Below are 22,089 nucleotides of genomic sequence, written 5' to 3'. Positions count from 1 at the left end.
ATTTGTTCTTGTAACCTTGCTCGTCAATACTCTCTCCAGAGCCGATTAGCCGGCGCTTGAAGACCGATAAGGAGAGCCCATGAGCAAGATTCTCACCACCGCCAGTGGTGCACCTGTAGCAGATAATCAGAATTCCCGTTCCGCCGGACCGCGCGGCCCGCTGCTGCTCGACGACTTCCACCTGATCGAGAAGCTCGCCCACTTCAACCGCGAGAACATTCCTGAGCGCCGCGTACACGCAAAAGGCTCGGGCGCCTACGGCACCTTTACCGTCACCCGCGATATCACCGGTTACACCAGTGCCAAGTTGTTTGAACAGGTTGGCAAGCAGACCGAAACCTTCCTGCGCTTCTCCACTGTTGGTGGTGAGCGTGGCTCTGCAGATACCGAGCGCGACCCCCGTGGTTTTGCCGTCAAGTTCTACACCGAGGAAGGCAACTGGGACATCGTCGGTAACAACACGCCGGTGTTCTTCATCCGCGACCCACTGAAGTTCCCGGACTTTATCCACACCCAGAAGCGTCACCCGCAATCCAACCTGAAGAACGCTCAGATGATGTGGGACTTCTGGTCGCACTCTCCCGAGGCGCTGCATCAGGTCACCATTCTGTTCTCCGATCGCGGCATTCCGGACGGCTACCGCCACATGCACGGCTTCGGTAGCCATACCTACAGCCTGATCAATGCCAAGGGTGAACGCACCTGGGTCAAATGGCACTTCAAGACCCAGCAAGGCATCAAGAACCTCGCACCGGCAGATGCCGCGCGCCTGGCAGGTACCGACCCGGACTACGCCCAGCGCGACCTGTTCGAAGCCATCGAGCGGGGCGATTACCCACGCTGGACCGTATGCATCCAGGTGATGAGCGAAGCCGAGGCTGCCAGCCGCGACGAAAACCCCTTCGACGTTACCAAGACCTGGTCGCAGAAGGACTACCCGCTGATTGAAGTGGGCGTGCTGGAGCTCAACCGTAACCCGCTGAACTACTTTGCCGAGGTCGAGCAGGCTGCGTTTGGCCCGAGCAACATGGTGCCGGGTGTTGGCTTGTCGCCGGACCGCATGCTGCAAGGGCGGGTATTCGCCTACGCCGACGCGCACCGCTACCGGGTGGGTACCAACCACCAGCAGCTGCCGGTGAATGCACCACGCTGCCCGGTCAACAGCTACCAGCGTGATGGTTCCATGGCCGCTGGCAGTTATGGCAGCGCGCCGAACTATGAGCCCAACAGCTACAACGATGCACCGAAGCAGTCGCCACGCCACGCCGAGCCTGCGCTGGCCCTGAATGGTTCCGCAGACCGTTACGACCACCGCGAAGACACCGACTACTACAGCCACGCCGGTGCGCTGTTCCGCCTGATGAACGATGAGCAGAAAGCCCTGCTGATAAACAACATTGCCGGCACCATGGCAGGCGTCAGCGAAGATGTGATCCAGCGTCAGCTGCAATACTTCTTCAAGGCCGATCCGGCCTATGGCGAAGGGGTTGCCAAGGCCTTGGGCATCAATCTCGCCTAAGTCGAAGTGATAAGAAGAACCGCCCTCATTTGGGCGGTTTTTCAATGAATATCACTACTGTTTAACCGATTTTTTGCTTCTGATTGCGCGGTTTTCAGTGACCCCAGGCAAAAGCTGGTTCACACTATATGGCATAGACGTTTTCACATGGAGAAGCAGGGCGATGCAAGGTCACCCGGACGTAATCAATTACCTCGTTACGCTGCTGAAGGGCGAACTGGCGGCGCGCGACCAGTACTTCATTCACTCGCGTATGTACGAAGACTGGGGCCTGTCCAAGCTCTACGAGCGCATCAACCACGAAATGGAAGAAGAGACGCAGCACGCCGATGCTCTGATGCGTCGCATCCTCATGCTTGAAGGCACCCCCGACATGCGCGCGGACGACCTGGAAGTGGGCAGCACCGTGCCGGAAATGATCGAGGCCGACCTCAAGCTCGAGTACAAGGTACGCGGCGCGCTGTGCAAAGGCATCGAGCTGTGCGAGCTGCACAAGGATTACATCAGCCGCGACATTCTGCGCGCCCAGTTGGCTGATACCGAAGAAGATCACACCTACTGGCTGGAGAAGCAGCAGGGGCTGATCAAGGCCATTGGCCTCGAGAATTACCTGCAGTCGCAGATGTAAAAGCCTGGGGCTGCTTTGCAGCCCTATCGTGACACAAGGCCGCTCATACATTTGAACGCGTCAATCCAGAGATTACGCGATCGCCTGTAGGAGCGGCCTTGTGTCGCGAAAGGGGCGCAAAGCGCCCCCAAGGCCTTACGCCCGATCCCGCTCCAGCAACGGTTTGAGGTAGTGCCCGGTATACGACTGTTTCATCGTACTCAGTTCCTCCGGCGTACCGCAGGCAATGATCTGCCCACCTTTCGAGCCACCCTCTGGCCCCAGATCCACCAGCCAGTCTGCGGTCTTGATCACATCCAGGTTGTGCTCGATCACCACCACGGTATTGCCGTGGTCGCGCAGGCGATGCAGCACATCCAACAACTGCTGGATATCGGCAAAGTGCAGGCCCGTGGTTGGCTCATCAAGGATGTACAGTGTCTTGCCGGTGTCACGCTTGGAGAGTTCGCGCGATAGCTTGACTCGCTGGGCCTCACCACCCGACAGGGTGGTCGCCGACTGCCCCAGCTTGATGTACGACAGCCCCACATCCATCAACGTCTGCAGCTTGCGCGCCAGCGCCGGCACTGCGTCGAAGAACTCGCGGGCATCCTCGATGGTCATCTCCAGCACCTCGTGGATGTTCTTGCCCTTGTACTTGATCTCCAGGGTTTCGCGGTTGTAGCGCTTGCTCTTGCACACGTCGCACGGCACGTAGATGTCCGGCAGGAAGTGCATCTCCACCTTGATCAGGCCATCGCCCTGGCAGGCCTCGCAACGGCCGCCCTTGACGTTGAACGAGAAACGCCCCGGACCATAGCCGCGCGAACGCGACTCCGGCACACCGGAGAACAGCTCGCGGATCGGCGTGAAGATGCCGGTGTAGGTCGCCGGGTTCGAGCGAGGTGTGCGGCCGATCGGGCTCTGGTCGATGTCCACGACCTTGTCCAGGTGCTGCAGGCCATCCATGCTGGCATGCGGCGCCGCCTCCAGGCTGCTTGCGCCATTCAGGGCAGTTGCGGCCAGTGGGAACAGAGTGTTGTTGATCAGCGTCGACTTACCTGAGCCGGATACACCGGTCACGCAGGTCAGCAGGCCGATCGGGACTTCCAGGTCGACGTTTTGCAGGTTGTTGCCACGTGCGCCCTTTAGCTTGAGCTGTAGCTTCTTGTTGCGCGGGGTACGCTTGGCCGGTACGACAATCTTCTTGCGGCCGGACAGGTACTTGCCAGTCAGCGAGTCGGGGTGGTCCATGACCTCCTGCGGCGAGCCCTCGGCGACGATCTGCCCACCGTGCACGCCGGCCCCCGGTCCGATGTCCACCACGTAGTCGGCCAGGCGGATGGCATCCTCGTCGTGTTCCACCACGATCACCGTGTTGCCCAGGTCGCGCAGGTGGTTGAGGGTGGCAAGCAGGCGGTCATTGTCTCGCTGATGAAGGCCGATGGACGGTTCATCAAGGATATACATCACCCCCACAAGACCAGCGCCGATCTGGCTGGCCAGGCGGATTCGCTGCGCCTCGCCACCGGACAGCGTATCGGCGCTGCGGTCCAGGGTGAGATAGTCGAGACCGACGTTGACCAGGAACTGCAGGCGCTCGCAGATTTCCTTGAGGATCTTCGCCGCAATCTCGCCACGGCGACCGGTCAGGGTCAGCTCGCCGAAATAGTTGCTGGCTTCACCAATCGGCAGGTTGGTCACCGCCGGCAGGGTCTTCTCGCCCACCCACACGTGCCGTGCCTCTCGGCGCAGACGGGTGCCGCGGCAATCTGGGCAGGGTTGGGTGCCAAGGAACTTGGCCAGTTCTTCACGCACGGTGGCCGATTCGGTCTCCCGGTAGCGACGTTCCAGGTTCGGTACGATGCCTTCGAAGGGGTGCGAGCGCTTGACGATGTCGCCTCGGTCGTTGAGGTACTTGAAGTCGACGCTCTGCTTGCCGCTGCCTTGCAGGATCACCTTCTGGTGCTCGGCCGACAGCTGGCCGAACGGCTCCTCCAGGCTGAAGCCGTAGTGCGCGGCCAGCGAACCCAGCATCTGGAAGTAGTACACGTTGCGCCGGTCCCAGCCGCGGATCGCGCCTTCGGCCAAGGTGAGCTCGGCATTGACCAGGCGCTTGGTGTCGAAGAACTGCTTCACCCCCAGGCCATCGCAGGTAGGGCAGGCGCCGGCGGGGTTGTTGAAGGAGAACAGCTTCGGCTCCAGCTCGCTGATGGCATGGCCACAGACCGGGCAGGCGAAACGCGCGGAGAAGATCGTCTCTTCGCCTTGTTCGTCATCCATCGGTGCCACCAGGGCGATCCCGTCGGCCAACTTGAGCGCGGTCTCGAACGACTCGGCCAGGCGCTGTTGCAGGTCGGCGCGGACCTTGAAGCGGTCCACCACCACATCGATGCTGTGTTTTTTCTGCTTGTCCAGCTTGGGCAGTTCGTCGAGTTCATAGAGTTTGCCGTTGACCCGAGCGCGCACAAAGCCCTGGGCGCGCAATTCGTCGAACACTGCCAGATGCTCGCCCTTGCGCTCGCGCACAACGGGCGCCAGCAGCATAAGTTTGCTGCCTTCCGGGCGCTCCAGGACCAGGTCTACCATCTGGCTGATCGTTTGCGCTTCCAGCGGGATATCGTGATCCGGGCAGCGCGGAGTGCCGACGCGGGCGTACAGCAGGCGCAGGTAGTCGTAGATTTCGGTGATGGTACCGACCGTGGAGCGGGGGTTGTGCGAGGTCGACTTCTGCTCGATGGAAATGGCTGGCGACAGGCCTTCGATGGTGTCGACGTCGGGCTTTTCCATCATCGACAGGAACTGCCGGGCGTAGGCCGACAGCGATTCCACATAGCGGCGCTGGCCTTCGGCGTACAGGGTGTCGAACGCCAGGGACGACTTGCCGGAACCGGACAGGCCGGTGATCACGATCAGCTTGTCCCGGGGCAGGGTCAGGTCGATGTTCTTCAGGTTGTGGGTACGTGCCCCACGAATCAGGATCTTGTCCACTGCGGCCTCGCTCGGCGGGCATAAACAAAGAAGTATACGGCGCCCTGCCAGTACGCGGCAAAGCGTCGCGTAGATGCCGTCAAGCTGTCGGACTGATAGAATCGCCGCCGGTTCACACGAGGTTAATCCATGCACGACACCCACAACGAGCGCATGAGTGGCGGCGAAACCCGCGCCGCTGGCGGCCTGGCCCTGGTCTTTGCCTTTCGTATGCTGGGCATGTTCATGGTCTTGCCGGTGCTGGCCACCTACGGCATGGACCTGGCCGGTGCCACGCCTGCGCTGATCGGCCTGGCCATTGGTGCCTATGGCCTGACGCAAGCCGTATTGCAGATCCCGTTCGGGATGATTTCCGATCGCATCGGCCGCCGGCCGGTGATTTACCTGGGGCTGGTCATCTTTGCGCTGGGCAGTGTATTGGCGGCCCAGGCCGACTCCATCTGGGGAGTGATCGCCGGGCGTATCCTGCAGGGCGCCGGAGCGATTTCCGCTGCGGTCATGGCACTGCTGTCCGACCTCACCCGCGAGCAGCATCGGACCAAGGCCATGGCCATGATCGGCATGAGCATCGGCCTGTCGTTTGCGGTCGCCATGGTTGTCGGCCCATTGCTGACTCGTGCCTTTGGCTTGTCAGGATTGTTCCTCGCCACGGCAGGACTTGCCCTGGTCGGCATCCTGCTGATCGCCTTTGTGGTGCCCAATACCCACAGCATCCTGCAGCATCGTGAGTCAGGTGTGGCGCGCCAGGCCATCGGCCCGACCCTGCGCCATCCGGACCTTCTGCGGCTGGATGTGGGCATCTTCATCCTCCACGCGATCCTCATGGCCAGCTTCGTCGCACTGCCGCTGGCCTTTGTCGAGCGCGGCGGCCTGCCGAAGGAGCAGCACTGGTGGGTGTACCTGACCGCGTTGTTCATCTCATTTTTTGCAATGGTCCCGTTCATCATCTATGGCGAAAAAAAGCGCAAGATGAAACGCGTGTTGGCCGGGGCGGTCAGTGTGTTGCTGCTGGTGGAGGTATTCTTCTGGCAGTGGGCTGACGGTTTGCGCGGACTGGTGATCGGCACCGTGGTATTCTTTACTGCATTCAACCTGCTGGAGGCATCGCTGCCTTCACTGGTGAGCAAGGTGTCGCCTGCAGGTGGCAAGGGGACGGCGATGGGGGTCTACTCTACCAGCCAGTTCCTCGGTGCTGCCCTGGGAGGAATCCTTGGTGGCTGGTTGTTCCAGCATGGCGGGCTGAACATGGTGTTCCTCGGTTGTGCGGTACTGTGTGCCATCTGGTTGGTTGTTGCCTTGCGCATGAACGAGCCGCCCTATGTGACCAGTCTGCGCATGCCGCTGACGCCAGAGGCAGTGCGGGAAGCCGGCCTGACCGAGCGCCTGATGGCTGTGCCAGGTGTGACCGACGCCGTCGTGGTGGCGGAAGAAGCCGCCATCTATATCAAACTGGATACGAAAATTTTGGACCGTACGACCCTTGAGCGCCTGGTGAACCCGGCCTCTTCGGCGTGCGAAGCCTAGGAGAACGTTATGGCCCGTGGGGTTAACAAAGTCATTCTGGTCGGTACCTGTGGCCAGGATCCCGAAGTCCGCTACCTGCCCAACGGTAACGCCGTGACCAACCTGAGCCTGGCTACCAGTGAGCAGTGGACCGACAAGCAGTCGGGTCAGAAGGTCGAGCGTACCGAGTGGCACCGTGTGTCGCTGTTCGGCAAGGTTGCCGAAATCGCCGGCGAATACCTGCGCAAGGGTTCGCAGTGCTACATCGAAGGCAAGCTGCAGACCCGCGAGTGGGAAAAAGACGGCATCAAGCGCTACACCACCGAGATCATCGTCGACATCAACGGCACCATGCAGCTGCTCGGCGGTCGTCCGCAGAACCAGCAGCAGGGCGGTGACCCATACAACCAGGGTGGCGGCAACTACGGCGGTGGCCAGCAGCAACAGTACAACCAGGCGCCGCGCCAGCAGGCCCCACGGCCGCAACAGGCCCCTCAGCGCCCGGCACCGCAGCAGCCAGCCCCTCAGCCAGCGGCTGACTTCGACAGCTTCGATGACGATATTCCGTTCTGATCCAAGCCGTTAAGCAGTTGGCAAAAAACCAAAAACCCAAGGCAGATGTCTTGGGTTTTTTTATGAGCAAACAGTGTAGTGCTGTGCGGGCTTTCCTCTAAAAAGAAAGCGGCGAAGATAGGGCGCCAGCTTCGCTATATTGCGGGAAACTCGGCAGCCCATTGAGTAGGAAAAGTGCCTATAAGAAGTTACCAACTTTATTGGTTATAGGAAACGCTGACCGTAAATGTCAGAGACTTCTGAAATTCTAGTGGGGCGCACTTTTTCCTATGCTGATCGCTTAGTATTCACTTTTTAAAGGAGTGGATCATGCAAAGTGCTGAGAAGGAATGCCTGTTAGGTCAAATAAACCTGAAGTCAGAGGCGCGAAACTACAATGTCTCCGGTTTTTCCGAGATATATGCAGCTCATCTTGAGGGGCCTGCTGGGGATGCTGCGTTTTACGGTCGAGTATTAATAGGCATTGGATTGGCAATTTCCGCACTGGGCCTTGGCATCTTCCTGTTCGGTCCTGAGGTTATTTATTATGACCGGCTTTCAGGCCCTACTCTGATTCAACACATACAAGCGAACTCCGGCCTCGTTGCAATTGCCGGTGGGTTGATAATGGCGTGGGGCGGGAAACAGCGGGATGAAGGCATTGTTTATCGGGAGGATTTTCTCCTGTCCCATTACAAGTTTGTAACGGAAGATGGGCAAGATGTTAGCGATCAGGTTTCTGTCCGATATCTGGAAGGCGATAATTTCAGTGTGTTCATCGACTTGTAGTCGAGCGAGTATGCTCGGGCCTTGTTAGAGTCACATGCGTCATTGATTAAAGTTATGCCTCTTACTTGACAGTCTGCCCTCAGTTCTTGGCTGGTGCCGTTCTGCTGCACCTGTTTTGTTGACGGCTACAAATCAAACCCTGTGACACCGAGTGTCTGTTGGAGTGGCCTCGCGTCGCGAAACGGGTGCATAGTGCCCCAAAATGGCACGGCTACACCAATACCAGTCCAGTTCAATAAAACAACCGCGGCTCCGGTGAGTCCAGCAAGCTGACCAGCTTGGTCAGGGCAAAGCCCAGTTCCTGGCGGCTGGGGGCCATCAGGGCGATGCGCACGCCGCAGCTGGCGTGGCTGCGTTCTGGCAGGAACTGGCTGCCACTGACTACCGTGACTCCGTTGTTACGTGCCAGGTTGGCGAATTCGTCGCTTGTCCAAGGCTCGGGCAACTCCAGCCAGATATGGAAGCTGTTGGGCTGGCTGCGGATCTTGTACTTGCCAAGGATCTCCCGGGCCATTTGCTGGCGCTCGGCCGCCTCCTCCTGTTGCACCCGCACCAACTGGTCAGCCATGCCGCTGTTGACCAGGTTGCTGGCCAATTGCGCCATCAACGGAGAGGGCATCCAGACACTGCTGCGTACCATCGACGAAAGCCGCGAGAGGGTTTGCGGTGGGGCATACAGGTATCCGATGCGCAGTGCTGGCAGCACACTTTTGGACAGGCTGGTGAGGTATACCGAGCGTTCGGGCGCATACGCCGCCAGTGGCTGGTAATCCGGTGCGGGTTCAAGGAAACCGTAGATATCGTCGTCGACGATGAACAGGTCGAACTCGCGGGCGATCTCGGCGATGGCCTGGCGCCGTGCGTGGGGCATGATCGAGTTAGTCGGGTTCTGGTGGGTGGTGACGCACACCAGCAGGGAAGGGCGGTGCTCCAGGCACGCCGCGCGCAGTGCCTCGGGAATCAGGCCGTGCTCGTCCATGGCCACGCCGCGCAGGCGGCGGCCCATGCTGTGGGCCAGGGAGATGATGCCTGGGTAGCAGAACGACTCGCACAGCACCACATCGTCGCTCTTCGACAGGCTGCTGATGGCCACCAGCAGGCCGTGCTGGGCCCCTGAAGTCAGAACTACCTGCTGCCAGCGCGCCTCGGGCAGCCAGCGCTGGATCCAGGCGGCACCGGCCTGCTTGTGGGTCGCATGGCCGCCATCGGTGACGTAGTCGAGTACCTGCGCCAGGCCGGGCGACGCGGCCAGCTCGTTTATGGCTCCGCGCAGCCAGTCGGTCATGTGGGCATCGTTGGGCTTGATGATCGACAGGTCAATCTGGCCGCTCTCACGTTCGGCGGCCACGGGCTTTGGCTGTGCGACCGGGGCAGGAGGAGAGCTTTGCAGCTGCCGTTGCTGCAGCACGAAGGTGCCGCGGCCGACTTCGCCTACCACCAGGCCGCGCTTGGCAGCTTCGTCGTAAGCGCGCCCGATGGTGCCGGGGGTCACGTTCAGGGACTCGGCCAGATCCTTGAGTGTCGGCAAGCGTTCGCCAGCCACCAGCCGGCCACTGCCAATGTCTTGTTCCAAGGCGTCGGCAATCATCAGGTAGACCGGCTGCGCCAGGTCGCTGTAGTGAGGAACCCACATAGAAATGGCACCAGAATCTGCGAGAACGCGGAAGCCTAGCACGAAAGGTCTGATGGAAGTAATTGTGTTTTCGTACAGGTAAATTACCTTGATTGAGTCGCTTTGGGTTGTTGTGCGTTCGTAGCGGACACCCGTCGTCAAAAGGCGATCCTTTCGCCGGCCGTACACCGTATCTCGTGACGATAGATAGAAATCTTTTGAAATCAATGAGTTGATTGAATCGATTCAATCCTGAGGGTTTACGCTATCGAAAATGAATTGAATCGATTTTATTTTTGTAATTACAATGATTGAGTCGATGCAATGTGCGATTGCGGCCAGCGGCGTCAATCGCTGGCGTCGCACAGCTGTGAACGGCTTCAAAAAATACAACGTCTGCCGCCTCTGCCCGGCTTAGCACGACACCGAACGGCCTCAAGCCGCCTCAATGGAATATCACTCGAAATGGAAAGCGCACAACTGCATCAAGGGGCCGAGCCTCGGACCGCACTGGAGATCCGCCTGCCGTGGGTCACCTCCAGCGCCTGGCAAACCCTGCTGAACAACACCCCGCTCGATTTCGAGACGAGCAAAGAGCTTTACCCACAGATCAAGGATCAGGCGCAGGAAGTGCTGGGCAAGACGCTGTGCCAGCAGATCCGCGGTTTTGTCGAAGACCCGCACCTGACCAGCATGATCGTGCGCAACTGCCCGCGCGATCGGGATATCCCGCCCACGCCCTATTCGGGCGTGCTCAGCCCGCGCAGCACACCCATTGCCTGCCTGGTCAGCCTGACCATGCAGAGTCTGATGGGGATCAACCCAGTGGTTTATGAAGGGGAGAACGATGGTCACCTGTTCCGCCATGTCATACCGTCGCGCAGTTCGTCCAGCCACAAGAGCTCCCATGGTTCGCGGCTGCGCTTTTCCTATCATGTGGACAACCCGGACCTGCCGCTTTCTTCCGAGCCGCTTGGCACCGCTTCCTGCTGCCCGGAGTACCTGTCGTTCTTCGGTATGCGCTGTGACCCGCGCATCAGCACCACACTGGTAAACCTCGATGCCGTGGTCGCAGCACTACCCGCATCGACCGTGCGCGAACTGTGCCTGCCCCAGTTCGAAATCCGTCGCCCGGACTCCTTCACAGGCAACCGCCGTTGCACCGCCGAGTTGCCAGTCCTGGCGCGTGGTCACGCTGGCGAATGGTTGTGCCGCTTCGACAGCGAAAACACCCACGGCCTGAACCTGCGTGCCGAACAGGCCCTGGGCAGCCTGCGCAGCGTGCTGGAAACCCGCCGCTTCGATGAGCCGCACCTGCTGCTGCCTGGCGATTTCATGATCTTCAAGAACCAGCGCGTGCTGCATGCCCGCGATGGCTTCGAGCCACAGAACGATGGTGCCGACCGCTGGCTGCTGCGTCTGTTCGCAGTAAACGACCTGAACCGGGTGCACTTCGCCCGGGCCGATCACCTCTACGAAGTTCTCTCCTGATCTCTTTCACTGACTCGATGGACGTACTGTTATGGAACTGTTAGGCGCTTTCTGGGCTGAACACTGGTTGCTGGCGATCCTCATGCTCGGGGCAATTGCCTTCGTTGCCGGCTTCGTCGACAGCATTGCCGGTGGCGGCGGGCTGTTCCTGGTGCCGGGCTTTCTGCTGGTTGGCATGCCACCCCAGGTTGCCCTCGGCCAGGAAAAACTGGTCAGTACCCTCGGCACGCTGGCGGCCATCCGCAACTTCCTGGCGAACAGCAAGATGGTCTGGAAGGTAGCGCTGGTCGGCGTGCCATTCTCGCTGCTCGGTGCCTACCTGGGAGCGCACCTGATCGTGTCGATCTCCCAGGAAACCGTAGGCAAGATCATCCTGGCGCTGATCCCCTTCGGCATCCTCATCTTCCTCACCCCCAAGGACCGCCCGGTCGAAGAGCGCGAACTGTCATCGCGCATGCTGTTCACCGTGGTCCCCCTGACCTGCCTGGCCATCGGTTTCTATGACGGCTTCTTCGGTCCCGGTACCGGCAGCATGTTCATCATCGCTTTCCATTACCTGCTGCGCATGGACCTGGTCTCCAGCTCGGCCAACTCCAAAACCTTCAACTTCGCATCCAATATCGGCGCCCTGGTGGCCTTCGTCATTGCCGGCAAGGTCGTCTACCTGCTGGCGTTGCCGCTGGTGGCTTGCAACATCCTCGGTAACCACCTTGGCAGCGCGCTGGCCCTGCGCAAAGGCAACGAAGTGGTGCGCAAGGCGCTGGTGTTCTCGATGCTCTGCCTGTTCACCAGCCTGGGCGTGAAGTACCTGGCCTGACCCTTCCATAGGAGACAACTGATGAAAACCGCATTCGTAACCGGCGCCTCCTCGGGCTTTGGCCGCGCCATCTGCCGTACCTTGATCGGCAAAGGCTACCGCGTGATCGGTGGTGCCCGGCGCATGGACAAGCTGCAAGCGCTGGAGGCCGAGCTGGGCGTCAATTTCATTCCGCTGGCGCTGGACGTCACCGACCCGTTGTCGCTAGAGACGGCGGTCGAGCAGATTAGTGATGCTTCGCTGCAGATCGACCTGCTGGTCAACAATGCCGGGCTGGCGCTGGGCGTGGACCGTGCCCAGGCAAGCAGTGCGGAAAACTGGCAGCGAATGATCGACACCAACATCACCGGCCTGGCCATGGTCACCCACAAGATCCTGCCGCAGATGGTGGAAAGCGACAGTGGCATGATCATCAACATCGGCTCGATCGCCGGCACCTACCCCTACCCAGGCGGTAATGTGTATGGCGCCAGCAAGGCCTTTGTCCGCCAGTTCAGCCTCAACCTGCGCGCCGACCTGGCGGGCACCCGCGTGCGAGTGAGCAACATCGAGCCTGGGCTGTGCTCGGGGACCGATTTCTCGGTGGTGCGCCTGAATGGTGACCTGGATGCCGTGCAGGCGCTGTATCGGGATGTGGAGGCCATCCTGCCCGAGGACATCGCGGCCACGGTGGCATGGATTGCCGAGCAGCCGGCGCATGTGAACATCAATACCATCGAGATCATGCCGGTGGCGCAGAGCAGCGCGGCGCTGAACGTGGTGCGCAACCTGCCGCTTTGCTGATCGGCCGATGGTGGATGGCACCGGCGTTGCCGGTGTTCGCGAGCACGCCCGCTCCCACAGAAATAGCGCCGTGCTTCGGGCATGTGCAGTACCTGTGGGAGCGTTTTTACCCGCGAATCAGGCAACACAGCGCCTTCAACTGACCCATGTCATCGCACCTTCTCGATTCTTGGCTAGTCTTAACTCTTGGCGGCCATCAATTGGCCGCCACCGTGACTACCAAGAGGCGCCGGCCATGTTCCGTGCGTCCACCACCTGATCAGGAGTGCACGATGGACCTGAACCGTCGGCAGTTCTTCAAGGTCGCCGCCGTCGGCCTTGGAGGCTCGAGCCTTGCGGCGTTGGGCATGGCCCCTACACCAGCATTTGCCGAGCAGGTGCGTCACTTCAAGCTGGCGCATACCAAGGAAACCCGTAACACCTGCCCTTACTGCTCGGTCGGCTGCGGCCTGATCATGTACAGCCAGGGCGATGCGGGCAAGAACGTCAAACAGAACATCATCCATATCGAAGGTGACGCCGACCACCCGGTCAACCGCGGCACCCTCTGCCCGAAAGGCGCTGGCCTGCTGGACTTCATCCACAGCCCGAGCCGCCTGCAGTACCCCGAGGTACGCAAGCCGGGCAGCCAGGAGTGGGTGCGGGTCAGCTGGGATGAGGCGCTCGATCGCGTCGCCGACCTGATGAAGCAGGACCGCGACGCCAACTTCATAGAAAAGAACGCCCAGGGGCAAACGGTCAACCGTTGGATCACCACCGGTTTTCTCGCTGCTTCCGCCGCCTCCAGCGAGGCTGGCTACCTGACCCACAAGGTCGTCCGCGCAACAGGCATGCTGGGGTTCGATAACCAGGCTCGTGTCTGACATGGCCCGACGGTGGCAAGTCTTGCCCCGACGTACGGCCGTGGCGCCATGACCAATCACTGGTCCGATATCGCCAACGCGAATCTGGTCCTGGTAATGGGGGGCAACGCAGCAGAAGCGCATCCGTGCGGCTTCAAGTGGGTGACCGAGGCCAAGGCGCACAACAAGGCGCGGCTGATCGTGGTCGACCCGCGGTTTACCCGTACCGCTTCGGTGGCGGACTACTACGCACCGATCCGTACTGGTACCGATATCGCCTTCATGGGCGGGCTGATCAATTACCTGCTGAGCAACGACAAGATCCAGCACGAGTACGTGCGCAACTACACCGATGTGTCGTTCATCGTCAAAGAGAACTATGGCTTCGAGGATGGCCTGTTCAGCGGCTACGACGAGGCCAAGCGCGTGTATGCCGACAAGTCCGGCTGGGGTTACGAGCTGGGTGAGGACGGTTTTGCCAAGGTCGACCCGACCCTGCAGCACCCGCGCTGCGTGTTCCAGCTGATGAAGCAGCACTACAGCCGCTATACCCCGGAACTGGCGAGCATGACCTGTGGCATGCCGCAGGACGCCATGCTGAAGATCTGGGAAGAGATCGCCACCTGCTCGGTACCGGGCAAGACCATGACGATCCTCTACGCGCTGGGCTGGACGCAGCACTCGATCGGCGCTCAGATCATCCGCAGCGCGGCCATGGTCCAGTTGCTGCTTGGCAACGTCGGCATGCCAGGTGGCGGTGTCAACGCCTTGAGGGGGCATTCCAACATCCAGGGCCTGACCGACCTTGGGCTGCTGTCCAACTCGCTGCCGGGCTACCTGACCCTGGCTGGCGACGCAGAGCAGGACTATGCCGCCTATATCGACAAGCGCGCCTCCAAGCCGCTGCGCCCTGGGCAACTGTCGTATTGGCAGAACTACGGCAAGTTCCACGTCAGCCTGATGAAAGCCTGGTACGGCGCCAATGCCACCGCAGAGAACAACTGGGGCTACGACTGGTTGCCCAAGCTCGATGTACCGGCCTACGACGTGCTGCGCATGTTCGAGATGATGGGCCAAGGCAAGGTCAACGGCTACATGTGCCAGGGTTTCAACCCGATTGCCGCGCTGCCGGACAAGAACCGCGTAACCGCGGCCCTGGGCAAGCTCAAGTGGCTGGTGATCATGGACCCGTTGGCCACCGAGACCTCGGAGTTCTGGCGCAACGCCGGGCCGTTCAACGATGTCGACACGGCCAATATCCAGACCGAAGTGATCCGCCTGCCCACCACCTGCTTTGCCGAGGAAGACGGCTCGCTGGTCAACAGCAGCCGCTGGCTGCAGTGGCACTGGAAGGGCGCCGACGGCCCGGGCGAGACCCGCACCGACGTTCACATCATGAGCGAGCTGTTCCTGCGCCTGCGCCAACGCTACCAGGCCGAGGGCGGCGCCTACCCTGATGCGCTGATGAACATCAGCTGGCCGTACAAGGTCCCTGAAGAGCCATCCCCGGAGGAGCTGGCCAAGGAAATGAACGGCTGGGCGGTGACCGACGTCACCGACCCGACTGGCGCAGTGATCAAGGCCGGCCAGCAACTGGCGGGCTTTGGCCAGCTCAAGGACGACGGCAGCACCGCGTCCGGCTGCTGGATCTTCGCCGGTAGCTGGACCGAGCAGGGTAACCAGATGGCTCGACGTGACAACAGCGACCCGTACGGCATGCACCAGGTGCAGAACTGGGCCTGGGCCTGGCCAGCCAACCGCCGCATCCTCTACAACCGTGCCTCCAGCGACCCGCAAGGCAAGCCGTGGGACCCGGAGAAGAAACGCCTGGTGTGGTGGAACGGCAAGGCCTGGACCGGCACAGACGTGCCTGACTTCAAGGTCGACTCGCCGCCTGAGGCGGGGATGAACCCGTTCATCATGAACCCCGAAGGCGTGGCGCGGTTCTTCGCCATCGACAAGATGGCCGAAGGCCCGTTCCCCGAGCACTACGAGCCGTTCGAGACGCCGATTGGCATCAATCCGCTGCACCCGCAGAACAAGAAGGCCACCAGCAACCCGGCTGGGCGGGTCTTCGATTCGGTGTGGGACAGCCTCGGCAAGCACGACGAGTTCCCCTACGCGGCGACCACGTACCGGCTGACGGAGCACTTCCACTTCTGGAGCAAGCATTGCCGGCTGAACGCCATCGCCCAGCCCGAGCAGTTCGTCGAAATCGGCGAGGTGCTGGCCAACGAGAAAGGTATCAAGGCCGGCGACCGGGTGCGGGTGTCGAGCAAGCGCGGGCATATCGATGCGGTGGCGGTGGTGACCAAGCGGATTCGCCCGCTCAAGGTCAACAACCAGACCGTGCACCAGATCGGCATCCCACTGCACTGGGGTTTCACCGGGGCTACGCGGCATGGCTATCTGACAAACACCCTGGTGCCTTTCCTGGGTGACGGCAATACCCAGACGCCAGAGTCCAAGTCGTTCCTCGTCAAAGTGGAGAAACTCTGATGGCCAGCCAAGACATCATCGCCCGCTCGGCCACCACCACCGTACCGCCTTCGGTACGCCAGCAGCAGGAAGTCGCCAAGCTGATCGACACTACCAAGTGCATCGGCTGCAAGGCCTGCCAGGTGGCGTGTTCGGAGTGGAACGAACTGCGTGACGAGGTCGGCCACAACCACGGCACCTACGACAATCCCCAGGACCTCACCGCCGAGACCTGGACCCTGATGCGCTTCACCGAGCACGAGCGCGACGACGGCAACCTGGAGTGGCTGATTCGCAAGGACGGTTGCATGCACTGCGCCGAGCCAGGTTGCCTGAAGGCGTGCCCGAGCCCGGGGGCAATCATCAAGCACGCCAACGGCATCGTCGACTTCAACCAGGACCACTGCATCGGTTGTGGCTATTGCATCACCGGTTGCCCGTTCAACATCCCGCGCATCTCGCAGAAGGACCACAAGGCGTACAAGTGCACCCTGTGTTCCGACCGCGTGACCGTGGGCCTGGAGCCGGCCTGTGTGAAAACCTGCCCGACCGGGGCGATCGTGTTCGGCACCAAGGACGAGATGAAGGTTCATGCAGCCGAACGCATCGTCGACCTCAAATCGCGGGGCTACGACAAGGCCGGGCTGTACGACCCGGATGGCGTCGGTGGCACCCACGTGATGTATGTGTTGCACCATGCCGACACGCCGAAGCTGTACGCCGGCCTGCCGGACCAGCCGGTGATCAGCCCGCTGGTGGGGCTGTGGAAGGGCTTCACCAAGCCGCTGGCGCTGCTTGCCATGGGCGCGGCGGTGCTGGCCGGGTTTTTCCACTATGTGCGGGTCGGGCCACAGCGGGTGGAAGAGGACGAACATCCGATACCTGCGGATGAAAGCGTGCACCAGGTGGACCCGTCGGTCCATGTCTATGATCCGACCAAGCCCGGTGGGCAAGGGGAGCAGCGGCCATGAACGACAACAAACCCATCCTGCGCTACAACGCCAACGAGCGCAGCAACCACTGGGTCGTCGCGATCCTGTTCGTCCTGGCTGGCCTGTCGGGGCTTGCGCTGTTCCATCCGGCACTGTTCTGGCTCAGCAACCTGTTCGGCGGTGGGCCGTGGACACGCATCCTGCACCCCTTCATCGGGGTGGCGATGTTCGTGTTCTTCCTCGGCCTGGTGCTGCGTTTCTGGCGGGCCAACTTCATCACTGCCAACGACCGCCTGTGGCTACGCCGCGTGGACCAGGTGATGCTCAACAAGGAGGAGGGTGTACCACCGATCGGCAAGTACAACGCCGGGCAGAAACTGTTGTTCTGGACCCTGCTGGTGTGCATGCTGGTTCTGTTGGTCAGCGGCGTGGTGATCTGGCGCGCATACTTCAGCCATTTGTTCGGCATCGAGGTCATTCGCCTGTCCGCGCTGCTCCACGCACTGGCGGCGTTCGTGCTGATCCTCAGCATCATCGTGCACATCTACGCCGGCATCTGGATCAAAGGTTCGATCGGCGCCATGCTGCATGGCTGGGTCAGCCGCGCCTGGGCGCGCAAGCACCATGAGTTGTGGTACCGCGAAGTGACCGGCGACAAGACGCCGGGCAATCACGGACGAAAAGAAGGATGAGCGCTTGAGCACGATACTCGAACCCGGGCAGATCGAAGCGTCGGCGGTAATGCCGCCGTTTCTGCACCTGCCCCCCGCCAACCTGTTCGAACTGCGCGCCGCGCGCCTGGAGCAGTTGGCCGAGGGCAATGCCCTTGGCGAATACCTGAAGCTGGTGGCTCGTTTGTGCCTTATCCAGCAGCAGCTTGTGAATAACCCGCCCGCTGGCATGCCGGTGGCCGAGGAGCGTCAGCGCCTGTGCATAAGTCATGGTTTGCCGCCTCTGGCGGCGGACAGCCTGGTGCGTGAGGGGCCGTGGCTGGTCTGGTTGCAAGCCTTGCTTGAGCATCTCGACACGTACACCAGTGGTCCGTTGGGGGAGGCGCTGCAAGCCCTGCACAGCAGTGACGACCATCAACGCAAGGGTTGGGGCATTGCCTTGCTTGCCGGTCAGTACGATGCCGTGCCTGCGGCGCTGGTGCCGTTCATAGGGGCGGCCTTGCAGGCGGCCTGGTCCAGATGGTTGCTGGCGCTGCCCACGCCAGAGCTCAAGCCTGCCGGCAGCCTGGCCCAGTGCCCGGCCTGCGGTTCGCCGGCGATGGCCGGGGTGGTGCGCAACCGCGGCAAGCACAATGGCCTGCGCTACCTGGCTTGTTCGCTGTGTGCCTGCGAATGGCATGTGGTGCGGGTCAAGTGCGTGTACTGCGAGTCGAGCAAGGACCTGCGCTATACCAGCCTTGACGATGACCGCCATGCGCCGGGCAAGGCGCCGCTGCGCGCGGAGTGCTGCCCGGAGTGCGAGAGCTACCTGAAGCAGAATTACCTGGAAAACGATGCTGCGGCCGAGCCGCTGGCCGATGACCTGGCCAGCCTGGCACTGGACATTCGCCTGGACGAGGAGGGGTTTCATCGGTTGGCACCGAACCTGATGCTCGCACCCGGGTAGTGGAGAGTGTCTACACTGTAAGACCGAGTCGCCTTCTTCGCAGGTAAACCCGCTCCCGCGGGGCCAGCGCAGCTATTGAGGCTTGCGCTGCCGCTGTGGGAGCGGGTTTACCCGCGAAGAGGCCAGTACAGACAACGGATCAGTCCAAGGTAGTACCGCATGTCCTCCAGCCTTGCCAGCGACACCCCACGCCTGCCCTCCATCGACACCCTTTTGCGCCACCCAGCCTGCCTCCCGCTGATCGACCGCCACGGCCGCGACGCGGTCCTCGCCACCCTGCGGCAATTGCTCGATGACCTGCGCGACCCCGCCCGCACCGGCCAGCTCAGCGCTGCCGAACTGGCTGCTGAAGTCCTGCTGGGCCGCACTGGCGAACGCTTGGCTACACAGCAACGCAGCCAGGTCCGCCGTGTGTTCAACCTTACCGGCACCGTGTTGCACACCAACCTAGGCCGCGCCCTGTTGCCAGAGGAGGCCATCGAGGCAATGCAGACCGCCGCTCGCTACCCGCTCAACCTGGAATTCGACCTGACCACCGGCAAGCGCGGCGATCGTGACGACCTGATCGAAGGCCTGATCCGCGAGTTGACCGGCGCCGAAGCCGTAACCGTGGTCAACAACAACGCCGCCGCCGTGCTGCTGGCGCTCAACAGCCTGGGCGCCCGCAAGGAGGGGGTCATCTCCCGCGGCGAACTGATCGAGATCGGCGGTGCCTTCCGCATCCCCGACATCATGGCCCGCGCCGGCGTGAAGCTGCACGAAGTCGGCACCACCAACCGCACCCACGCCCGTGACTACGAGGCCGCCATCAGCCCACGTACCGGCCTGCTGATGCGGGTGCATTGCAGCAACTACAGCATCCAGGGCTTCACTACCCAGGTGCCCACCGGCGAGCTGGCGCGCATCGCCCACCAACATGACCTGCCGCTGCTCGAAGACCTGGGCAGCGGCAGCCTGCTTGACCTTACCCGCTGGGGCCTGCCCGCCGAGCCGACCGTGCGCCAGGCCCTGGCTGACGGCGCCGATATCGTCACCTTCAGCGGCGACAAACTGCTGGGCGGGCCGCAAGCCGGGATCATCGTCGGGCGCAAGGAACTGATCGCCAGGATCAAGAAGAACCCGCTCAAGCGCGCGCTGCGTGTCGACAAGATCACCCTGGCCGCACTCGAAGCGGTGCTGGCGCTGTACCGCAACCCCGACCGCCTGGCCGAGCGCCTGCCCAGTCTGCGCCTGTTGACCCGCAGCCAAGCCGAAATCCAGTCCCAGGCCGAGCGTCTGGCGCCAGAGCTCAAAGCCCGCCTCGGCGAGCAATGGGCGGTCAGCGTGGAACCGGCGCTGGGTATGATCGGCAGTGGCAGCCAACCGGTGGCCCGCCTGCCGAGCGCGGCGTTGTGCCTGCGCCCGCAGGTGTCGAAGAAGTTGCGCGGGCGCAGCCTGCATGTTCTGGAGCGGGCCTTGCGTGACTTGCCGGTGCCGGTGCTCGGCCGTATCGCCGATGACGCACTGTGGCTGGACCTGCGCCAACTAGATGACGAAGCCCAGTGGCTGGCGCAGTTGCCTGCCTTGCAATTGGGGCCGGTACAGTGATCGTTGGTACCGCCGGCCACATCGACCACGGCAAGACCGCACTGCTCCAGGCCCTGACCGGCCAAGCCGGTGACCATCGCCAGGAGGAGCGCGCCCGTGGCATGACCATCGACCTTGGCTACCGCTATGCGGCGCTGACCGAGGGGGTAGCGCTGACCGGCTTCATCGACGTACCGGGCCATGAGCGCTTTATCCACAACATGCTGGCCGGCGCCCACGGTATCGACCTGGTGCTGTTGGTGGTGGCTGCCGACGACGGGGTGATGCCACAAACCCGAGAGCACCTGGCGATCATCGAACTGCTGGGGATCCCCCAGGCCTTGGTGGCGATCAGCAAATGCGACCGGGTAGAGCCAACCCGCCTGGCCGAAGTGCAGGCACAGGTCAGCGAACTGCTGGCGCCGGGCCCTTATGCCGGTGCACGGCAGTTTCCGTTGTCGAGTGTGACCGGCGAAGGTATCGATGCCCTGCGCCAGGCCTTGCTGGCCGCGCAACAGCGTGTACGCCAGCGCAGCGTGCGTGGCGGTTTCCGTCTGGCCGTCGACCGCGCCTTCGCCGTTACCGGTGCGGGTGTCGTGGTCACGGGCACGGCGCTGGCCGGGCGGGTGAGTGCCGGCGACACCCTGTTGCTGGGCAAGGCCGGCAAACCGGTGCGGGTGCGTGGCCTGCATGCACAGAACCAGGCCGCGCTGGTGGCCGAGGCGGGCCAGCGGGTGGCACTGAACATCGCTGCCGAACGGCTGACGGTGGAGCAGGTGCGCCGGGGTGACTGGCTGGTGCCCGAGTGGCTGCACGCTCCCAGCGTGCGGGTGGATATCGAGCTGAACCTGTTGCCGGGCGAGACCCGTACCTTCGAACATTTCAGCGCTGTGCACGTGCACCTCGGCACCCAGGACGTAACCGCCCGGGTGGCTTTGCTCGAAGGTGAAACCCTGGCGGCGGGCCAGCGCATGTTCGCCCAGTTGCTGCTGAACGCGCCGCTGCAGGCGGTACACGGCGATCGTCTGGTACTGCGCGACCAGCGTGCCCAGCGCACCCTGGGGGGCGGCAAGGTGCTCGACCCGTTCGCCCCAAGCCGTCAGCGTCGCAGCGATGAGCGCCTGCGCCAATTACAGGTGCTGCGCGATGCCGAGGACCTGGAGCAGGCCCTGCCGGCACTGCTTGCCAGCGCACCAGGGGGGATCGACCCGCAGCGTCTGGAGCGGCAGTTCAATCGCTTGCGCGAAACCTGGCAGTTGCCGGAAGACGTGCAGGTGATTGCCACGCGGCAGGGTCAACTGCTGTTTGCCAGTGCCCGGTGGCAGGCGCTCAAGCGCCAGGTGCTGGAGCAGTTGGCACTGTTCCATGAACAGGAGCCCGACCAGCTCGGCCCGGACCGCGACCGCCTGCGTCGTTTTGCTGCCTTGCCGCTGGAGCGGCCCGCTTTTGTCAGCCTGCTGGATGAGTTGCTCGAGGACGGCGCCGTTGCCAGCAGCGGGCCTTGGTTGCATCTGCCTGATCACAAGGTCCAGCTGAGCGAAGCCGACAGTGTGTTATGGGCGAGTCTGCAACCGAAGTTGCTGGCGGGGCAATACGATCCGCCCTGGGTCAGGACGCTTGCAAGCGAGGAAAACTGTGCCGAAGCCGATGTGCGCCTGTTGCTGCGCAAGCTGGCCCGGCTGGGCCTGGTGCACCAGGTGGTGCGCGACCTGTTCTACCCCGAGGCGACGCTAAAGCGCATGGCAGAGCTGCTGCTGGGGCAGGCCAGTGAAACGCCGATAGTGCAGGTTGCCGCGTTTCGCGATATGTTGGGCATCGGTCGCAAGCGCAGTGTGCAGATTCTGGAGTACTTCGACCGCATCGGCCTGACCCGGAGGGTGGCCGATCAGCGTCACATTCGCGTCGACAGCGCCCTGGCCCAGCAGCAGGCCAGGCACTGAGTTCAAGGAAGGCAATCGCGCCCGGTGGCGCGGCCGGGCTTCAAACCCGG

16 protein-coding genes are annotated in these 22,089 nt (G+C 62.2%); 14 read left to right on the top strand and 2 right to left on the bottom strand.

Going from position 1 to position 22,089, the window contains the following annotated elements:
* Window positions 1–79 precede the first annotated feature (79 nt).
* Window positions 80–1,519 carry a catalase gene (locus ACK1U9_RS13590; RefSeq protein WP_046615920.1) on the top strand — a complete coding sequence of 480 codons (1,440 nt, stop codon included), beginning with the start codon at window positions 80–82 and terminating at the stop codon, window positions 1,517–1,519.
* 163 nt (window positions 1,520–1,682) lie between these two features.
* A complete protein-coding gene (bfr, locus tag ACK1U9_RS13585; protein WP_003257116.1) occupies window positions 1,683–2,147 on the top strand; it encodes a bacterioferritin in 465 nt (154 codons plus the stop codon).
* Between the two features lie 135 nt (window positions 2,148–2,282).
* On the opposite strand, the gene uvrA is transcribed toward bfr, so the two are convergent.
* The gene (uvrA, locus tag ACK1U9_RS13580; RefSeq protein WP_046615921.1) at window positions 2,283–5,117 is read right to left on the bottom strand and encodes an excinuclease ABC subunit UvrA; all 2,835 of its coding nucleotides are present in this window, start codon (window positions 5,115–5,117) and stop codon (window positions 2,283–2,285) included.
* A gap of 129 nt (window positions 5,118–5,246) precedes the next feature.
* On the opposite strand from uvrA, the gene ACK1U9_RS13575 reads away from it, so the two are divergent.
* The 3 genes from ACK1U9_RS13575 to ACK1U9_RS13565 all read left to right on the top strand — a co-directional run bounded on the left by ACK1U9_RS13575 (window position 5,247) and on the right by ACK1U9_RS13565 (window position 7,961).
* Entirely contained in the window at window positions 5,247–6,641 is a 1,395-nt protein-coding gene (locus ACK1U9_RS13575) for an MFS transporter (protein WP_015268752.1), read from the top strand.
* A gap of 9 nt (window positions 6,642–6,650) precedes the next feature.
* Entirely contained in the window at window positions 6,651–7,193 is a 543-nt protein-coding gene (locus tag ACK1U9_RS13570) for a single-stranded DNA-binding protein (RefSeq protein ID WP_046615922.1), read from the top strand.
* Window positions 7,194–7,502: 309 nt separating this feature from the next.
* Window positions 7,503–7,961: a hypothetical protein gene (locus ACK1U9_RS13565; RefSeq protein WP_181381655.1), complete on the top strand. Its 459-nt coding sequence runs from the start codon at window positions 7,503–7,505 to the stop codon at window positions 7,959–7,961.
* A gap of 232 nt (window positions 7,962–8,193) precedes the next feature.
* On the opposite strand, the gene ACK1U9_RS13560 is transcribed toward ACK1U9_RS13565, so the two are convergent.
* Complete coding sequence (locus ACK1U9_RS13560) at window positions 8,194–9,594, bottom strand: aminotransferase-like domain-containing protein (RefSeq protein WP_046615924.1); 1,401 nt, start codon at window positions 9,592–9,594, stop codon at window positions 8,194–8,196.
* A 444-nt stretch (window positions 9,595–10,038) separates the two neighbouring features.
* On the opposite strand from ACK1U9_RS13560, the gene ACK1U9_RS13555 reads away from it, so the two are divergent.
* The 9 genes from ACK1U9_RS13555 to selB all read left to right on the top strand — a co-directional run bounded on the left by ACK1U9_RS13555 (window position 10,039) and on the right by selB (window position 22,039).
* Complete coding sequence (locus ACK1U9_RS13555; protein ID WP_153670941.1) at window positions 10,039–11,064, top strand: TauD/TfdA family dioxygenase; 1,026 nt, start codon at window positions 10,039–10,041, stop codon at window positions 11,062–11,064.
* 31 nt (window positions 11,065–11,095) lie between these two features.
* Window positions 11,096–11,881, top strand: a complete 786-nt coding sequence (locus ACK1U9_RS13550) for a sulfite exporter TauE/SafE family protein (protein WP_046615926.1) — start codon at window positions 11,096–11,098, stop codon at window positions 11,879–11,881.
* Window positions 11,882–11,902: 21 nt separating this feature from the next.
* Window positions 11,903–12,664: an SDR family NAD(P)-dependent oxidoreductase gene (locus ACK1U9_RS13545; RefSeq protein ID WP_153670942.1), complete on the top strand. Its 762-nt coding sequence runs from the start codon at window positions 11,903–11,905 to the stop codon at window positions 12,662–12,664.
* A 272-nt stretch (window positions 12,665–12,936) separates the two neighbouring features.
* Window positions 12,937–16,005, top strand: a complete 3,069-nt coding sequence (fdnG, locus tag ACK1U9_RS13540; RefSeq protein WP_146190409.1) for a formate dehydrogenase-N subunit alpha — start codon at window positions 12,937–12,939, stop codon at window positions 16,003–16,005.
* Window positions 16,005–16,955 (top strand): formate dehydrogenase subunit beta, encoded by a 951-nt coding sequence (fdxH, locus tag ACK1U9_RS13535; protein ID WP_046615930.1) that lies wholly within the window; start codon window positions 16,005–16,007, stop codon window positions 16,953–16,955. Before fdnG ends, fdxH begins: the two co-directional genes overlap by 1 nt.
* A complete protein-coding gene (locus tag ACK1U9_RS13530; RefSeq protein WP_196173899.1) occupies window positions 16,952–17,608 on the top strand; it encodes a formate dehydrogenase subunit gamma in 657 nt (218 codons plus the stop codon). The genes fdxH and ACK1U9_RS13530 overlap by 4 nt, the downstream gene beginning before the upstream one ends.
* A 4-nt stretch (window positions 17,609–17,612) precedes the next feature.
* Window positions 17,613–18,533 (top strand): formate dehydrogenase accessory protein FdhE, encoded by a 921-nt coding sequence (fdhE, locus tag ACK1U9_RS13525; RefSeq protein ID WP_284386231.1) that lies wholly within the window; start codon window positions 17,613–17,615, stop codon window positions 18,531–18,533.
* A gap of 159 nt (window positions 18,534–18,692) precedes the next feature.
* Complete coding sequence (selA, locus tag ACK1U9_RS13520) at window positions 18,693–20,120, top strand: L-seryl-tRNA(Sec) selenium transferase (RefSeq protein WP_196173897.1); 1,428 nt, start codon at window positions 18,693–18,695, stop codon at window positions 20,118–20,120.
* Window positions 20,117–22,039, top strand: a complete 1,923-nt coding sequence (selB, locus tag ACK1U9_RS13515; protein ID WP_449109947.1) for a selenocysteine-specific translation elongation factor — start codon at window positions 20,117–20,119, stop codon at window positions 22,037–22,039. The genes selA and selB overlap by 4 nt, the downstream gene beginning before the upstream one ends.
* Window positions 22,040–22,089 lie beyond the last annotated feature (50 nt).

The organism is Pseudomonas sp. XP1 (assembly GCF_053557675.1).
This window is presented reverse-complemented; position numbering and strand designations above follow the sequence as displayed.

Excerpts from the sequence above, each read along its gene's own strand:
- ACK1U9_RS13590 (WP_046615920.1), top strand. The coding sequence starts at position 80 with ATGAGCAAGATTCTCACCACCGCCAGTGGTGCACCTGTAGCAGATAAT.
- bfr (WP_003257116.1), top strand. The coding sequence starts at position 1,683 with ATGCAAGGTCACCCGGACGTAATCAATTACCTCGTTACGCTGCTGAAG.
- ACK1U9_RS13575 (WP_015268752.1), top strand. The coding sequence starts at position 5,247 with ATGCACGACACCCACAACGAGCGCATGAGTGGCGGCGAAACCCGCGCC.
- ACK1U9_RS13570 (WP_046615922.1), top strand. The coding sequence starts at position 6,651 with ATGGCCCGTGGGGTTAACAAAGTCATTCTGGTCGGTACCTGTGGCCAG.
- ACK1U9_RS13565 (WP_181381655.1), top strand. The coding sequence starts at position 7,503 with ATGCAAAGTGCTGAGAAGGAATGCCTGTTAGGTCAAATAAACCTGAAG.
- ACK1U9_RS13560 (WP_046615924.1), bottom strand. The coding sequence starts at position 9,594 with ATGTGGGTTCCTCACTACAGCGACCTGGCGCAGCCGGTCTACCTGATG.
- ACK1U9_RS13555 (WP_153670941.1), top strand. The coding sequence starts at position 10,039 with ATGGAAAGCGCACAACTGCATCAAGGGGCCGAGCCTCGGACCGCACTG.
- ACK1U9_RS13550 (WP_046615926.1), top strand. The coding sequence starts at position 11,096 with ATGGAACTGTTAGGCGCTTTCTGGGCTGAACACTGGTTGCTGGCGATC.
- ACK1U9_RS13545 (WP_153670942.1), top strand. The coding sequence starts at position 11,903 with ATGAAAACCGCATTCGTAACCGGCGCCTCCTCGGGCTTTGGCCGCGCC.
- fdxH (WP_046615930.1), top strand. The coding sequence starts at position 16,005 with ATGGCCAGCCAAGACATCATCGCCCGCTCGGCCACCACCACCGTACCG.
- ACK1U9_RS13530 (WP_196173899.1), top strand. The coding sequence starts at position 16,952 with ATGAACGACAACAAACCCATCCTGCGCTACAACGCCAACGAGCGCAGC.
- selA (WP_196173897.1), top strand. The coding sequence starts at position 18,693 with ATGTCCTCCAGCCTTGCCAGCGACACCCCACGCCTGCCCTCCATCGAC.